Origin of the sequence: Nonomuraea sediminis, from assembly GCF_018531495.1 — a bacterium.
Classification (GTDB): Bacteria; Actinomycetota; Actinomycetes; order Streptosporangiales; family Streptosporangiaceae; genus Nonomuraea; species Nonomuraea sediminis.
Genome location: NZ_JAHDTI010000014.1, coordinates 150,908 through 164,756 on the forward strand (window position 1 = coordinate 150,908; position 13,849 = coordinate 164,756).

The window sequence follows — 13,849 nt, forward strand, 5'->3', positions numbered from 1 at the left end:
ATCGCGACAAGGGGGGACGCCCATGGCCGAGCGGCGGACGCGGACCTTCGAAGGGGTGCTGGCGCAGATCGAGCGGCGCATCGTCGAGGACGGGCTGACCGTCGGCGACCGGCTGCCCGGCGAGCGGCAACTGGCCGAGCAGCTGCGGGTCGGCCGCTCGTCGGTACGGGAGGCGCTGCGCGTGCTCGAGACGCTCGGCGTGGTCTCCTCGCAGGTCGGGCGCGGCCCCGACGCGGGGGCCATCCTGACCTCCAGGCCGGACGGCGCGCTGACCGACCTGCTGCGGTTGCACCTCGGGCTGGCCGGGCTCGAGCTGCGCGAGGTGATCGACACCCGGCTGATGATCGAGCGGTGGGCCGCCACGCGCGCCGCCGTCGCCCGGGCCGACACCCAGGCGCTGGCCGGGGCGATCGCGGGCATGGACGCGGCGGGGTCGGCGGAGGAGTTCGTCGAGCACGACACGGCCTTCCACTGCGCCATCGCCGACGCCTCGGGCAACCGGCTCATCGCCGCGATCATGCGGTCGCTGCGCGACACGATGCGGCACTACGCGGTCGAGGCCGTCGAGAGCCTCGGCGACACCGCGGTCCTGCAGGCCGACCACCGGCGCATCATGGAGGCCATCCGCGCGGGCTCGGCCGACGAGGCGGCCGCGGCGGTGACCGCGCACCTGGAGCACGCCTACCCGGCGCTCTGGGATCGATAAGCAGGGCTTCTCGATCGGTACGAATCCCGCCATTGATGGCGCTCCGGGGCTCCGGCAGGGTCGCACCATGACTGCGACCATTGACATCCGCGAGCCCAGGAAGATCCTCATGGTGGCCTCCAACCCGGCCGTCTCCGGCCAGACGGGCTGGCCGATCGGGTTCTGGTGGGCCGAGCTGACCCATCCGTACTGGGAGTTCACCGAGCACGGCTACCAGGTGGACATCGCCAGCCCCGACGGTGGAGCGCTCCAGGCCGACTCGTGGAGCGACCCTCGCGACGAGTCCGGCTACTCGGCCGACGACCTGCTCAGCCTGGGCTTCATCACCTCACCACGGCACTCGGCGCTGGTGGAGAAGACCCCGGCGCTGTCGGAGCTGGACCTGGACTCCTACGACGCCGTGTTCCTCGTCGGCGGCCAGGCGCCGATGTACACCTTCCACGACGACACCCGGGTGCACGAGCTGGCCGCCCGGTTCCACCAGGCGGGGAAGATCACGGCGGTGGTGTGCCACGCCACCTGCATCCTGTTGAAGACGCGGCTGTCCGACGGGGAGCTGCTGGTGGCGGGCAAGACGTGGACCGGGTTCGCCAACTCCGAGGAGGACTACGCCGACGACTACGTCGGGCAGCGGATCCAGCCGTTCCGCATCGAGGATCAGGCCAAGGAGCTGGCGGGCACCAACTTCGTGGTGGCCGGGCGGTTCCGCCCGCACGCCGTACGGGATGGGCTGCTGATCACGGGGCAGCAGCAGTACTCCGGGGTGGCCGCCGCGCGACTGGTGATCCAGGCCCTGGGACAATAGGGGGCCATGGAGGAGGAACGCGTCGATCTGGCCGCGATGGAGGCGTTCCTCACGCTGGCCGAGGAGCTCCACTTCGGCAGGACCGCCGACCGGCTGCTCATCACGCAGCCCCGGGTCAGCCAGCTCATCCGGTCGCTCGAGCGGCGCGTGGGCGGGCGGCTGTTCGAGCGGACCAGCCGCCGGGTCTCGCTGACCCCGCTGGGCGTGCGGCTCAGGGACCGGGCCAGGCCCGCCTACGCCGAACTGCGGGAGGCGGTCACGGAGGCGCGCCGGTCGGCGCGCGGGCTGCGGATCGGGTTCCTGGGCGCCTACAGTGAGGCGCTGAGCCCGGTGCTGGCCGCCTACCGCGGGCCGGTGGAGCTGGCCGAGATCCACTGGGGGGACCTGTTCGGTCCGCTGCGGCGCGGCGAGGTGGACGTGCAGGTCACGCTGTGGCCCGTCGAGCAGCCCGACCTGGCCGCGGTCACGGTGCCTGGCGAGTCGGCCCGGGTGCTGGCGATCGCGCGGGCGCATCCGCTGGCGCGGCGGGAGAGCGTGTCGCTGGAGGATCTGGCGGGCCTGCCGATCGTGCAGCCGCACGCGGGCGTGCCCGCCGAGCTGCGGGCGACTTTCTGGCCTCCGGCCACCACGCCGTCGGGCCGTCCCATCCCGCCGGGGCCGGTGGCCGCGAGCCATCACGAGATGCTGGCGCACGTGGCCGACGGCCGGTGCGGCTTCGTCACGTGCACCACGCTCGTCGAGCACTACGGCCATCCGCGCGTCACCTACGTCCCGGTGACCGGGATGCCGCCCGCCAGGGCCGCGCTGTGCTGGCTGCGCTCGGCGGAGAACGAGCGGATCAGGGAGTTCGCCCTACTGGCGGGTGTCGGCGACCGTGCAGTTCGTCCCTGAGCAGGTGTGCATCGCCTCCAGGCGGGTGTCCAGGTTCCGCAGCAGCGCGGGATCCGCGGTGGCGGCGATGTTGTGCAGTTCCCAGGGGTCCTTGGCCAGGTCGTAGAGCTGGGTCTCCCCGGTGTCGTACTTGACGTAGGTGTACTGCTCGGTGCGCAGCGCCGTGTAGGGCGGCACCGGCGTCTGCCTGGCCGAGGCGGCGCTGCTCGGGCGGGTGAACTCGATCAGCGCGTTGTGCCGCCACGTCTCCGGATGCTGACCCTGCAGCACCGGCAGCAGCGAGCGCCCCTCGGCGAAGGACGGTGTGGCGGCGCCGCCCAGGGCGGCGAACGTCGGCGACAGGTCGACCGTGTCCGCCATGTCCTTGATCACCGAACCGGCCTTGATCCCCGGCCCGCGCACCACCAGCGGCACCCTGATGGCCTCGTCGAACGGGGTGGTCTTGCCCTGCCTGAGCCGGTGGGTGCCCAGGTGGAAGCCGTTGTCGGAGCTGAAGAAGATGTAGGTGTCGTCGAGCTTGCCCGCCGCCTGCAGGGTCCCGACGATCGAGCCGACCATGTCGTCCACGCCGAGCATGGAGCGCAGCCTGGCGCGGTAGCGCTCGTCGACGCGCGCGATGCCGTCCTCGTGCAGCATGGGCAGGTTGCGTAGCCACTGCGGCTCGGCCGACACGTCCGCCTGGTTGAAGTCCGGCGTGCGCGGCGCCTGGGCGTCGGGGAAGGCGTTCATGTGGCGGACCGCCGGGTTGTTCGGGTTGTGCGGGGCGATCGGCGCCAGGTAGAGGAAGAAGGGCTGCTTGGAGGTGGTGATGAAGTCGCGGGCCTTGCGGGACAGCACGTCGGACAGGTAGTCGGCCTCCGACCAGCCGTAGTCGACCAGCTTGCCGTTCTCGTTGAGGCGGTAGCCGTACTCCTGGTAGAGGTTGCGGACCGGGACGTCCCACTCGTTCCAGCCCGGCGGCACGTACGTCTCGGGGGCGCTCGTGCCCGGGTAGTGGTTGAGGTACTTGCCCATCAGTCCGGTCCGGTAGCCGGCCTGGGTCATCCAGGTGCCGATCGTGGAACGTTCCAGGCCTAGCGCGTAGAAGCGGTCGAAACCACCCTCGGGCGGGGTGTTGGTCCAGACGCCGTGGCTGTGGACGTACTGGGAGCGCAGAATCGACGAGCGCGACGGGCAGCACCAGGAGTTCGTCACGAAGAAGCGGTCGAACGAGGCGCCCTGCCGTACCAGCTGCTGCGTGATGTTGGGGAAGTACTGCAGCGTGCCGCTGTCCAGGTCATCGGTGAGGACGAAGATGATGTTCGGTTTGGGGGCCCGCGCCTCCCCCTCGGCCGCCGCCGGAATGGCGGCCGTGATCATGAGTGGCAGCAGACAGAGCAGCCGTCGGAGACCCTTGAGCACAGAAAGTGACTTCCCCGAAAGACCTCACATTGACACTCAAGCTTACCTGCGGCACTAATAGAACTTAATTCCGGAGGTGTCTCATGAAGCTCGGCCTGAACCTCGGCTACTGGCAGCGCGACCCCGACGACGCCACCGAGACCGTCCTGGCAGCGGAACGGCTCGGTTACGACTCGGTCTGGACCGCCGAGGCCTACGGCAGCGACGTCTTCACCCCGCTGGCCTGGTACGGCGCCCGAACCACCCGCATCAAGCTGGGCACCTCGATCGCCCAGCTGTCGGCCCGCCCGCCGGTCACCACCGCGATGACCGCGATGACCCTGGACGCGCTGAGCGGCGGCCGGCTGCTGCTCGGCGTCGGCGCCTCCGGCCCGCAGGTGGTCGAGGGCTGGTACGGCCAGCCGTTCGCCAAACCGCTGGCCAGGACCCGCGAGTACGTGGAGATCATGCGGCAGGTGTGGCGGCGCGAGGCGCCGGTCACCTCCGACGGCGTGCACTACCCGCTGCCGCTGCCCGGCGGGCTGGGCAAGCCGCTCAAGCTCATCACCCACCCGCCGCGCCCCGACATCCCCGTCTACCTGGGCGCGGAGGGTCCCAAGAACGTCGCGCTCGCCACGGAGATCGCCCAGGGCTGGTTACCGCTGTTCGCCTTCCCCGGCAAGATCACGCAGATGTACGGCGAGGCGTTGAGCGGCCGCAAGCCGGACTTCGACATCGCGGCCATGGTCATGGTCGTCATCTCCAACGACATCAGGGCCGCGCTGGACGGCGTCAAGATGATGCTGACGCTCTACATCGGCGGGATGGGCGCCAAGCAGCGCAACTTCCACGCCGACATCATCGGGCGGATGGGCTACGCCGAGGCGGCCGCCCACATCCAGTCGCTCTACCTGGCCGGGCGCAGGCAGGAGGCCTTCGAGGCCATCCCCGACGAGCTCGCCGACGGCATCTCCCTGGTCGGGCCACCGGCCCGCATCAAGGAACGCCTGCAGGCCTGGCACGACTCCCCCGTCACCAGCCTGCTGATCATGGGCCCCCGCGACGAGAACTCCCTCCGCACCATCCGCGACCTCGTCCTGTCCTGACCGGTCGGGCTAGTCCGGGCGGGGGGCGGGGTCGGTGGTTACGGCGCGGAGGAGGGGCTTGCTGAGGGCGCCGGCGCCGATGACGCCGGCGAAGCCGGCGACCACGCAGGTGACCAGCGTGACGACGCCGCCGACGCTCATCCCGCCCATCATGAAGGGCACCGCGCAGAACAAGCCGACCAGGATCGCGCCGCCGCCCATGACCGTCAGCGGGATCAGTGTCTCGGCGCGCCTGGCTCTGTCCAGGACCTCGAGCGGCGTGCCCGCCAGGCGCAGCAGCGCGTAGGTCTGCCGCCGGTCCAGGACGGAGGAGGCCGCGGTGATCCCCGCGCTGGCGATCGCCACCAGGAACGACACCGACAGCACGATCACCGTGCCGGCCCCGATGTCGGAGAAGACCTGCACGCCCACCCGGTCGATGTCGGCCGGGGTGGTGGGCGTGTGCCCGGGCGACAGGTCGGACAGAGCCGTCCGCGCCTTGTCCATCGTGGCGGGGTCGACGCCGGTGCCGAGCGCGGCCACGACGCTCTTCTTCTGGGCCGCGACGGTCGCCGTCACCCCGGCCTGCTGCAGCCGCTGCCGCGCCTGTTCGACGGCCGAGGCGGGCGCCGTCACGCTGAGCTGGCCGTCGACGGTGTTCCCGATCAGCGCCCCGGGGTTCAGCAGGCCGAGGAACCCGGCCACGAAGCCGGTCATGGCCACGCCGCTGACCGTGCGCCAGGCCGAGCGCGGGTCGTCGATGAGCCGCCGCCCCGCCAGCAGCCGCCCTGGACGGCGGGCGCCCTTGGCGGTGATCCGCCCGATGACGCCCACCACCCACGGACCGACCAGGTTGATGCACAGGAACGCAAGCCCGATCGCCCCCGCGACGATCGCGACGCTGGCCTGCCTGCTCAGCAGCGGGAACGCGGCCAGTACGGCCAGCAGCACGACCACCCTGATCGCCTTCATGCCGGGCGGCGTCTCCCGCTTGGCCACCCCCAGCGGGCTGACCACCACGCGCCGCAGCCCGACCACGGCCGACAGGCCCACCAGCAGCGGCACGGCCACCAGCACGCCCAGCATGGCCAGCGGGTGCGGCCACAGGTCGCCGGCGAACCAGGCGCCGCCCTGCATCGGGATGCGGCTGAGCAGCGGCGTCGCCACGGCGTAGGCGGCGGTGCCGAGCAGGCTGCCGGCGAAGGCGACGATCACCGCCTCGGCCGCGGTCATGCCGACCACCTGGCCGGGCGTCGCGCCCACCAGCCGCAGCGCCGCCAGCCGCTGGTCGCGCCTGGCCACGGTGAGCCTGGCCGCCGCGCCGCCGAAGACCAGCAGCGGTACCACCATGAGCACGCTGGCGATGAGCGCGAGGATGCGGTATCCCTGCGCCTCGTCGGAGAACCTGCCGTCGAAGTTCGCGATCTTCGCGGGAGGGGCGGGCGCGGCGGCGAGCGAGCGCTTGGCGGTCATGGCCGGGTCGTCAGGGCGGTGCCCCACGACGGCCACCAGCTCGTCCGGGTACACCAGCGCGTCGTCGCCGAGCACGCCCTTGACGCCCTTGTAGCGGTCGGCGAGCTGGTCGGCGGGCAGCTCGCGGGCCAGCTTGGCCAGCGCGGGCGACAGCCACACCTCGCCGGGCTGGGGGAAGTTGTCCATGCCGGGGGGCGGCCGCACGCCGGAGCGCAGCGCGGCCAGGTCGATCACCGTGATCGGCTTGTCGCGCACGTAGTCGTAGCGGGGCGCCTCGACGGCCACCGGGTCGGCGGCCGCCACCGGGTTGCGCCAGGCCCCGCGCTCGCCCCTGGCGGCGAAGGCGAAGTTGGCCGCCACCGCGAACAGCAGCAGCGCGGTGGAGATCGCCACCGCGCCGAGCGTCAGCCAGGTCCCGAGCATGCCGCCGCCCTTGAGCAGCCGCCAGGTCAGGTTCAGGTTCATGCCGCGGCCACCAGCAGCCTGCCGTCGCGGACCTCCACCGTGCGGTCGCACCAGCCGGCCACGTTCGGGTCGTGGGTGACCACGATCAGGGAGGCGCCGTTGTGCTTGGTGGCCTCCACCAGCAGCCGCATCGTCTCCTGGCCGGTGTTCTGGTCGAGCGCGCCGGTGGGCTCGTCGGCGAACACCACGGCCGGCTTGGTCACCAGCGCTCTGGCGATGGCCACCCGCTGCGCCTGCCCGCCGGACAGCTCGCCCGGTCGCCGGGTCTCCATGCCCTGCAGGCCGAGGGGGCCGAACCACTCCCTGGCCTGCCGTACGGCCTGGGCTCTCGGCACGTCGCCGAGCATGAGCGGGAGGGCCACGTTCTCCTCGGCGGGCAGCTCGGGCAGCAGCTGGCCGAACTGGAAGACGAAGCCGAAGCGGGTGCGGCGCAGGGCGCTGCGCTGGCGCTCGCGCATCGCGTCGATGCGCTGGCCGAGCAGGTGCACCTCGCCCGAGTCCGGCTTCATGATGCCCGCCAGGCAGTGCAGCAGGGTCGACTTGCCCGAACCGCTCGGGCCCATGATCGCCACGGCCTCGCCCGCCCGCACCGCGATGTCCACCCCGCCCAGGGCGACCGTCTGGCCGAAGCGCTTGGCCAGGGCCTGTCCCACGAGTACGTCATTCATGGCGTCCAGCCTGCTGATCGGGCCCCGGCGGGCGGATCGGCCAGGTGTCCAGGGCTCATCGGCCGAACGGCCGATCTTAGAGTGGGGTGCGTGACTATTCGCGTGCTGATCGCCGATGACCAGGAGCTGGTGCGGACCGGCTTCCAGATGATCCTGGACGCCCAGCCGGACATGGAGGTGGTCGCGGCCGTGGCCGACGGCGCCGAGGCGGTGTCCGAGGCCAGGCGGCTGCGGCCCGACGTGTGCCTGCTCGACATCCGGATGCCCAAGCTGGACGGGCTGGAGGTGACCAGGGCGCTGGCCGGCCCCGGCGTGGAGAGCCCGATGCGGGTGGTCATCGTGACCACGTTCGACCTGGACGAGTACGTCTACGGCGCGCTGCGCGCCGGCGCCACCGGCTTCCTGCTCAAGGACAGCGGGCCCACGCTGCTGATCGAGGCGGTCAGGGCGGCGGCCGTGGGTGACGCGCTGGTCTCCCCCTCGGTGACCGTACGGCTGCTCAAGCACCTGGCCCAGCCCAAGCCCAGCCTGCCGCCGCTGAGCGACCCGCTGACCGAGCGCGAGCTCGACGTGGTGCGGCTGATCGCGCGCGGCAGGACCAACCAGGAGGCGGCCGCCGAGCTGTTCGTCTCGCTGTCGACGATCAAGACGCATCTGGGCAGCATCCAGGCGAAACTCGGTGTCCGAAATCGGGTGGGTATAGCGGCCTGGGCGTGGGAATCCGGTGTGGTGAGCTGATTAACAACGGTGTCTGCTGGATAGAAGTGACTCAAGACCTCAGCGCATGGCCCGGGGGGAGACAGACGTGCGCTTTGCCCAGACACCACCGACGAAGGCCGCCTCTGCCGTCTACTTCACGCTGTCCGCGCAGGTCCTCTCCCTCGGCGCTCTCGTGATCTTCGAGTACGCCCGCGGCCGCCGGCTCGCCCACCAGCTCGCCGCCTACGGCGGGCGCCCGCACGGCGCCGACGCCCAGGCCGTGGTGGGCGCGGTCACCGTCTTCGCGGTGCTGATGATGCTGCTGGTCGGCACCACGGTCGCCGCCGCCTGCGCCTACCTCACCTGGCTGGCCCGCGCCCGCCAGGCCAACGCGCGCTCGGCGCCGGCCGGCCCCGCGGTGGCGGCGTGGCTGGTGCCCGGCGTCAACCTGGTCGCCCCCGTGATGCTCGTGGACGAGGTCTGGCGCGGCGCCCGGCCGCCCTTCGACCGCCGCAACCGCTGGCTGGCGCTGCTGGGCGCGTGGTGGCTGGCCTGGCTGGGCACGCTCGCGCTGTTCCTGGTCAAGCTGCCGCTCGAGACGGGCAGGTCCAGCCTCACCGGGGTGGGGCCGCTGGAGTTCGCCGTCGCCGCGCTGGCCGCCGCGCTGTGCGCGACGACCGTGCGCGAGGTCACCCGCATCCAGCAGTCCTCGCTGGGCGTCCTGCTCCCCCGTACGGCAGGCCGCCCCACCGCCACCCGCCGCACGTGGCGCAGGCCTGTCCAGGGAAACGCCACTGAGCCGGGTGCGGGGCTGGGCTCCGTCACGACTCCGCTGTAGCCCGCCGGGACGCTAGGCCGCCGTGGGGCCCGAGCTGCCCTGGCTGGCGTGCCAGAGCCGCCGCGACGGGCTGACGATCGCCGGACCCAGATCCGCGTAGGGCGAGAGCCGGAACCCGTTGGCGTACTCGATGCGGCGCCCGGTCACGCTGTCGCCCTCCTCGGACGGCCGGTCGAGCAGCGCGCGGACGGCCTCGATGCCCTGGGCCCGCCACAGGGCGTCCAGGTCGGTGAGGTTCCAGCAGTCGACGGCCCGCATGGAGACCGCCCGGGTGCCGGTACGCCTGACCACCCCCTTGGCCACCATGAGCCACGAGCCGAACACCGTGGCCGCGCACCTGCCCTGGACCGACTCGAAGAACGTCAGGTCGACGGGACCCGTGGAGTCGTCCAGCGTGGTGAAGATGACGCGCTGCCCCGAGCGCACGGCCGGCGTCTGCGTGGCCACCTTGACCCCCGCCACCAGCACCTCGGCGCCGTTGCGCTGGGCCAGCAGGTCCTTGGAGCGCACGATCCCGATCGCGTCGAGCAGCTCGTCGTGGAAGCTGATCACATGCCTGCTGACGTCGATGCCGAGGATCTCCAGCTCGGCCTCGACCATCTCGCTCTCGGTCATCTCGGGCAGCTCGCCCGGCGGGATGTGCTCGGTGAACCCCAGCGGCAGCTGCACGGCCGGCGTCGCGACCTCCACGGGCGCGCGCTCGTGGTAGCGCTTGGAGCGGCGCGCCCCCGAGGTGACCCCGCTGCCCGAGGCTCGCTCCAGCGCCCCCACCTGCGCGATCAGGTCGCGTCTCGTCAGCTCGCCGGGGCGCCAGCGCGCGCCGCCGTCGCCGGGCCGCAGGTCGTGCAGGGCGTCCAGGCCGCCCACCTGGACGATGCGCTCGACCACGGGCCGCGAGGGCCTGGCCCGGTCCCAGAAGTCGGCCAGCGAGGTGTACGGCTGGCCTGCCACCATCCGGTCCACCTCGGCCTCGCTGACCCCCTTGATCGCCGAGAACGGGACGCGCAGCGCGTACCCCTTGCCGATGTCGCCGATCCTCAGCGGCCGCAGCCTGACCTCGACCCGCGGGCCGAGCCGCTCGACCCGCCAGTCCCTGCCCGACTTGTTGATGTCGAGCGGCAGGATCCGCACCCCGCACTGCCGGGCCTCGTCGATGATCACCCGCTGCGGGTACATGCCGGGCTCGTGGGTGAGCACCCCGGCGAAGAACGCGGCCGCGTGGTGCCGCTTGAGCCAGGCCGACTGGTAGGTGGGCAGTGCGAAGGCCGCCGCGTGCGCCTTGCAGAAGCCGAACGCGCCGAACGCGTCCAGCACCTTCCACGCCTTGTCCACCTCGGCGTCGCCGAACCCGTTGGACCTGGCCAGCGGCACGAAGTGCTTGCGCACCTTCTCCCTGCCCTCGGGGGTGGCCAGCGTCCTGCGGAACTTCTCGGCGTAGGACAGGTTCCGGCCGGTCATCACCGAGATGATCTTCAGCACCTGCTCGTGGAAGACGACGACGCCGTGCGTCTCCTTCAGCGCCTCGCGCAGCCTCTCGTGCGGGTAGTACGGCTGCCGCCACCCGTGCCTGGCCTGCAGGTACGGCGTGACCATGTCGGAGTTCACCGGACCCGGGCGGAACAGCGAGATGTCCACGATCAGGTCGTGCATGGTGCGCGGCTCCAGCTTGGCCACCAGCTCGCGCTGGCCGGGCGACTCGATCTGGAAGCAGCCCAGGGTACGGCTGGCGCAGATCATGTCGTAGGTGGTCTGGTCGTCGTGGGGCACTTCTTCGAGATCGATGTCGAGATCGTCGACCCGCTTGATCTCGCCCAGCGTGTAGGCCATGGCCGACTGCATGCGCACCCCGAGCACGTCCAGCTTGAGCAGCCCTGCCTCCTCCACGTCGTCCTTGTCGAACTGCGACATCGGGAAGTCGAGCAGGCTGCGCTCCACCGGCGTCCTGTCGTACAGCTGCGAGTTGCCGATCAGCACCCCGCACGGGTGCAGCGCGATGTGCCTGGGCAGCCCGTCGAGCTTCTCCGCCAGCCTGAAGACGCGATCCAGCCCCGCCTCGCCGAGCCTGCTGTCGCGCAGTTCGGGCAGGTCGCTCAGCGAGGCGGAGATCTGCCTGGCCCTGATGTGCGGGAACGCCTTGGCGATCGCGTCGATCTCGTGCGGCGGCAGGCCCATGGCGCCCGCCACGTCGCGGATCGCGCTGCGCGCCCGGTAGGTCTCCATCATCGACACGCAGGCCACCCGCTCCTCGCCGTACATGTCGAAGATCGCCTTGTAGCAGTCGAGGCGGCGGGCGGACTCCACGTCCACGTCGATGTCGGGCAGCCCGATCCGGCCGTCGGACAGGAAGCGCTCCATGAGCAGGCCGTGCTCGAGCGGGTTCACCTCGCCGATGCCGATCAGGTAGTTGACCAGGCTGCCCGCCCCCGAGCCGCGGATGGCGCAGCGGATCCCCAGCTCGCGGATCCTGTCGGTGATGCCGGCCACGGAGATGAAGTAGCCGGACAGGCGCTTGCGCTCGATGATGTCCAGCTCCCTGTCGAGCCTCTCGAGGGCGTCGCGGTCACCGGCCAGGCCGCGCGTGTGCAGGCCGTCCTCCACCCGGTGGCGCAGCAGCGGGACCGGGTCCCTGCCCGTCTCGGGCAGGAGCAGCCGCGCCGGGTCGTCGGCCGTCAGCGCCAGCAGGCCCATCGGGTCGGCGGCGCACGCCTCGGCCAGCGCGCGGGTGGTGCGCAGGAGCGTGGTGATCCGCTGGGTGTCGGCGCCGCAGATCTTGCGCGCCACCTGCCACATGTCCTTGCCGCTCTTGAGGTAGGCGTGCGAGGTGGGCCGGTCCAGGTGCCGCGGGTGCAGCGGTACGAGCTGCCGCGCCGCGTCCAGCACGTCGCCCACCTGGTGGTCGGCGGGGTCGAGGTATCTGACCGCGTTGGTGAGCACGGCGGGCACGCCCGCCTCCTCGGCCAGGGCCAGCATCCGGACGGCCGTGCTCGCGTCGCGGTAGCCGTACTGGTCGACCAGTTCGATCACGACGGCTGGGGCCAGGGAGCGCCACCGGGCCAGCAGGGCCCTGGCGTGCTCGTCGCGCCGCGTTGCCACCGCCCGGCCCACGTCCGACCTGGGACCCAGCAGCACCACCAGCCCGTCGTCAGGCCCGAACGGCTCCCGCTCTCCGCGCGTACGGGAGCCGTTCGCTTTTGGGATTGGACCGTTCCCGCCCGCGATGCCTCCCGGGGAGGTGCCGGTGTGGGGCCCGGCACCTCCCCGGGAGGCACCGGCCCAGGTGGCGACCAGGTCGGGGGTGAGGCGGGGGTCGCCGCGGTCACCGACGTAGTGGGCGGCCGTGACCAGGCGGGCCAGGCGGGACCAGCCGTTGGCGCGGGCCAGGATCGTGACCCGGTCTTCGGCGTCGGGGCCCGTTCGCGGACGGGAGTCCTCACCTCGCGAGAGGGCGAGGTTCACGCCGTAGACGGGGGCGATGTGGGCCTCGTGGCAGGCCTGGGCGAACTTGATCGCGCCGTAGAGGCCGTCGCGGTCGGTGAGGGCCAGGATGTCCATGCCCTCGTCGGCCGCCCTGGCCACCAGCGCGTGCGGGAAGGCGGTGCCGTACCGCATCGAGTAGGCGGAGGACACGTTCAGGTGCGGGAACGGCGCCATCAGTCCCACGCCCGCAGCAGCAGCCAGCCTCCGCTGGCGGTGTCGAACCGCAGCTCGTAGGAGCCCACCTCGCGGCCGGGCGAAGCCTCGACCCGCCAGAACTGGCGCTCGCCGGGATCGCCCTCGCCGGTCTTCCACCACTCGCGGGCGACCACCCAGTGGTCGAGGACGCGGCGCACGAGGAAGAGCCGGTCACGCCAGACGAACTGGGTCGGCTGCCCGTCTCGGGTCCACACCTCTATCGGATCGCCATAGAGTCTGCTCAAGGCTTCTTCTCCCCGCGGCTCTTGATCTGTCGCTGAGCCACCCGGGGGAAGACGGGCGTTTCTGCTACTCGAACATATGTTCTTACGCCCCGAAATGCAAGTCGCCTGCCTCCCTTGTGAGCGGGTTCGCGCCGACCGAGTTGCGGATGCTGAAGGCCACGCTCCCCGCCCGGTAGCGGTCGTCGGACCACTCCACGGGCTTGCCCTCGTGGGTGGTGGTGATCCTGCGCTGGCGCAGCAGCGGACTACCCCGCCGCACCCCCAGCAGCCGCGCGTCCTGCGTGCCCGCGGGCACCGCGTCGATGAGGTGCTCGCCGTAGGCCACGACCAGGCCGACCGAGGCATAGAGCGCGGCGGTGACCGACTCGCAGTCGGGCGGCAGGGCCTCCACGGCCGCGATGATCCAGTCGGCGTAGACGGTGCGCTCGAGCAGGACCGGCTCGTCCTCGAGTGTGCGCAGCCTGAGCACCTCGAGGACCTGGTCGGAGCCGAGGCGGGCCGCCTCGACGGGGCCGGCGGCCCTGCGGCTCTGGCTGATCACCTGGCCGCCGTAGCGGTAGCCGTTGGCGCGCGCCCACTGCGCGAAGCTGTGCAACTCGGCGAAACTCTGGCTGCGGGACCTGCCCAGCACGATGCGCCGCGCGCCCTGCCTGGAGCCGACCAGCCCCTCCGCGACCAGGACTGCCACGGCCTGCCGTACGGTGCCCCTGGCCGCGTCGTAGCGCGCCGCCAGCTCCGCCTCACTCGGTAACTGCGACCCGACGGGGTGGACACCGGCGTGGATCTCGTCGCGCAACTCAGCGGCAATCCATTCATAGCGCGCAACCATCCGCGACCCTCCCTGTTCACGAAATAGCAATGTATATGCGACTAACTGGGTCTGGCTTGTTTGTACAAGTTCCCCTAAGTTCTTTCCACACCC

Annotated in this window: 12 protein-coding genes; 6 read left to right on the forward strand and 6 right to left on the reverse strand. The window is 71.7% G+C overall.

The window, feature by feature from the left end; all coding sequences use genetic code 11:
* The first annotated feature begins 22 nt into the window (after positions 1–22).
* From KIK09_RS44780 to KIK09_RS44790, 3 genes are all read left to right on the forward strand, one after another.
* Positions 23–706 (forward strand): FadR/GntR family transcriptional regulator, encoded by a 684-nt coding sequence (locus KIK09_RS44780; RefSeq protein ID WP_250574776.1) that lies wholly within the window; start codon positions 23–25, stop codon positions 704–706.
* Positions 707–773: 67 nt separating this feature from the next.
* Positions 774–1,511: a type 1 glutamine amidotransferase domain-containing protein gene (locus tag KIK09_RS44785; RefSeq protein ID WP_214325637.1), complete on the forward strand. Its 738-nt coding sequence runs from the start codon at positions 774–776 to the stop codon at positions 1,509–1,511.
* Between the two features lie 6 nt (positions 1,512–1,517).
* Positions 1,518–2,402, forward strand: coding sequence for a LysR family transcriptional regulator (locus tag KIK09_RS44790; RefSeq protein ID WP_214325638.1), 885 nt, complete (start codon positions 1,518–1,520; stop codon positions 2,400–2,402).
* Here the strand turns inward: KIK09_RS44790 and KIK09_RS44795 are convergent.
* Entirely contained in the window at positions 2,364–3,761 is a 1,398-nt protein-coding gene (locus tag KIK09_RS44795) for a sulfatase family protein (RefSeq protein ID WP_214325639.1), read from the reverse strand. The genes KIK09_RS44790 and KIK09_RS44795 overlap by 39 nt on opposite strands.
* A 125-nt stretch (positions 3,762–3,886) precedes the next feature.
* Here KIK09_RS44795 and KIK09_RS44800 point away from each other — a divergent pair, with 125 nt between their 5' ends.
* On the forward strand, positions 3,887–4,888 hold the full coding sequence (locus KIK09_RS44800; protein WP_214325640.1) for an LLM class F420-dependent oxidoreductase: 1,002 nt from the start codon (positions 3,887–3,889) through the stop codon (positions 4,886–4,888).
* Positions 4,889–4,897: 9 nt separating this feature from the next.
* On the opposite strand, the gene KIK09_RS44805 is transcribed toward KIK09_RS44800, so the two are convergent.
* Positions 4,898–6,805, reverse strand: a complete 1,908-nt coding sequence (locus tag KIK09_RS44805; RefSeq protein ID WP_214325641.1) for an FtsX-like permease family protein — start codon at positions 6,803–6,805, stop codon at positions 4,898–4,900.
* Entirely contained in the window at positions 6,802–7,473 is a 672-nt protein-coding gene (locus KIK09_RS44810) for an ABC transporter ATP-binding protein (RefSeq protein ID WP_214325642.1), read from the reverse strand. The genes KIK09_RS44805 and KIK09_RS44810 overlap by 4 nt, the downstream gene beginning before the upstream one ends.
* A gap of 90 nt (positions 7,474–7,563) precedes the next feature.
* Here KIK09_RS44810 and KIK09_RS44815 point away from each other — a divergent pair, with 90 nt between their 5' ends.
* Together KIK09_RS44815 and KIK09_RS44820 are read left to right on the forward strand one after the other, a co-directional pair.
* Positions 7,564–8,211, forward strand: a complete 648-nt coding sequence (locus KIK09_RS44815) for a response regulator (RefSeq protein ID WP_214325643.1) — start codon at positions 7,564–7,566, stop codon at positions 8,209–8,211.
* A gap of 67 nt (positions 8,212–8,278) precedes the next feature.
* Positions 8,279–9,010, forward strand: coding sequence for a DUF4328 domain-containing protein (locus KIK09_RS44820; protein WP_308164688.1), 732 nt, complete (start codon positions 8,279–8,281; stop codon positions 9,008–9,010).
* A 12-nt stretch (positions 9,011–9,022) separates the two neighbouring features.
* Here KIK09_RS44820 and KIK09_RS44825 read toward each other — a convergent pair whose 3' ends face one another.
* The 3 genes from KIK09_RS44825 to KIK09_RS44835 all read right to left on the reverse strand — a co-directional run bounded on the left by KIK09_RS44825 (position 9,023) and on the right by KIK09_RS44835 (position 13,756).
* Positions 9,023–12,661: a DNA polymerase III subunit alpha gene (locus KIK09_RS44825; RefSeq protein ID WP_250574818.1), complete on the reverse strand. Its 3,639-nt coding sequence runs from the start codon at positions 12,659–12,661 to the stop codon at positions 9,023–9,025.
* On the reverse strand, positions 12,661–12,927 hold the full coding sequence (locus tag KIK09_RS44830; RefSeq protein ID WP_214325645.1) for a DUF6504 family protein: 267 nt from the start codon (positions 12,925–12,927) through the stop codon (positions 12,661–12,663). The genes KIK09_RS44825 and KIK09_RS44830 overlap by 1 nt, the downstream gene beginning before the upstream one ends.
* Before the next feature lie 82 nt (positions 12,928–13,009).
* Entirely contained in the window at positions 13,010–13,756 is a 747-nt protein-coding gene (locus tag KIK09_RS44835; RefSeq protein WP_214325646.1) for a GntR family transcriptional regulator, read from the reverse strand.
* Between the last annotated feature and the right edge of the window lie 93 nt (positions 13,757–13,849).

Bases quoted from the DNA above. Each gene is read 5' to 3' on its own strand.
- KIK09_RS44785 (WP_214325637.1), top strand. From the start codon at position 774: ATGACTGCGACCATTGACATCCGCGAGCCCAGGAAGATCCTCATGGTG.
- KIK09_RS44825 (WP_250574818.1), bottom strand. From the start codon at position 12,661: ATGGCGCCGTTCCCGCACCTGAACGTGTCCTCCGCCTACTCGATGCGG.
- KIK09_RS44780 (WP_250574776.1), top strand. From the start codon at position 23: ATGGCCGAGCGGCGGACGCGGACCTTCGAAGGGGTGCTGGCGCAGATC.
- KIK09_RS44795 (WP_214325639.1), bottom strand. From the start codon at position 3,761: ATGATCACGGCCGCCATTCCGGCGGCGGCCGAGGGGGAGGCGCGGGCC.
- KIK09_RS44835 (WP_214325646.1), bottom strand. From the start codon at position 13,756: ATGGTTGCGCGCTATGAATGGATTGCCGCTGAGTTGCGCGACGAGATC.
- KIK09_RS44805 (WP_214325641.1), bottom strand. From the start codon at position 6,805: ATGAACCTGAACCTGACCTGGCGGCTGCTCAAGGGCGGCGGCATGCTC.
- KIK09_RS44800 (WP_214325640.1), top strand. From the start codon at position 3,887: ATGAAGCTCGGCCTGAACCTCGGCTACTGGCAGCGCGACCCCGACGAC.
- KIK09_RS44790 (WP_214325638.1), top strand. From the start codon at position 1,518: ATGGAGGAGGAACGCGTCGATCTGGCCGCGATGGAGGCGTTCCTCACG.
- KIK09_RS44810 (WP_214325642.1), bottom strand. From the start codon at position 7,473: ATGAATGACGTACTCGTGGGACAGGCCCTGGCCAAGCGCTTCGGCCAG.